Genomic DNA, 976 nt, shown 5'->3' on the forward strand with positions numbered 1-976 from the left:
CGGTGTCGAGCGCATAGTTGGCGATCGTCCCATCGACGTCACTTGCCGCCGGGACCTGACCGGTCAGCAACGTGTTCTCTTCCGTCGTGGCCGTGCCTGCCTGAGCGACCGGCGCGTCGTTGGTGCCGGTCACGGTGATCGTCACCGTCTTGGGCTCGCTGACGCCGCCCTCGTTATCGGTGGCGGTGTAGCTGAAGGTGACGTCGCGGCTCTCGCCGGCGGCCAGACCATCGAAGTCAGTGCCGGGGGCGAAGCTGTAGCTGCCGTCGGCATTGAACGTCAATGAACCATTGCCGGTGCCGACATCCGTCGCCAGGTCGTAACCGGCGATCGTCCCGTCGACGTCGGTCGCTGCCGGCACTTGCCCGCTGAGAACGCTGTTCTCGCCGGTGGTTTGGGTATCGGCGACGGCCATCGGCGCATCGTGGGTGCCGGTCACGGTGATCGTCACCGTCTTCGGTGCACTGACGCCGCCGTCATTATCGGTGGCGGTGTAGCTGAAGGTGACGTCGCGGCTCTCGCCCGCGGCGAGACCGTCGAAGTCAGTGCCGGGGGCGAAGCTGTAGCTGCCGTCGGCATTGAACGTCAACGAGCCGTTGCCCTGACCTACGCCGGTGTCGAGTGCGTAGCTGGCGATCGGCCCATCGACATCGGTCGCTGCCGGCACCTGCCCACTAAGAACGCTGTTCTCGCCGGTGGTCTGGGTATCGGCGACGGCCACCGGCGCATCGTTGGTGCCGGTCACGGTGATGGTCACCGTCTTGGGCTCGCTGACGCCGCCGTCGTTATCGGTGGCGGTGTAGCTGAAGGTAACGTCGCGACTTTCGCCGGCGGCCAGAGCGTCGAAGTCGGTGCCGGGCGTGAAACTGTAGGAACCGTCGGCATTGAACGTCAGGCTACCGTTGCCGGTGCCGACATCCGTCGCCAGGTCATAACCGGCGATGGTGCCGTCGACGTCACTTGCCGCCGGCACTTG

The 976-nt window shown here is 66.0% G+C and carries 1 protein-coding gene; it reads right to left on the reverse strand.

Features of this window, described 5'->3' with window-relative positions; translation table 11 throughout:
- A partial coding sequence (locus tag BTW07_RS19080) for a tandem-95 repeat protein (protein WP_144077012.1) occupies nt 1-976 on the reverse strand: 976 nt, incomplete at both ends.

It is taken from the genome of Salinicola socius (assembly GCF_001937195.1).
Taxonomy (GTDB): Bacteria; Pseudomonadota; Gammaproteobacteria; order Pseudomonadales; family Halomonadaceae; genus Salinicola; species Salinicola socius.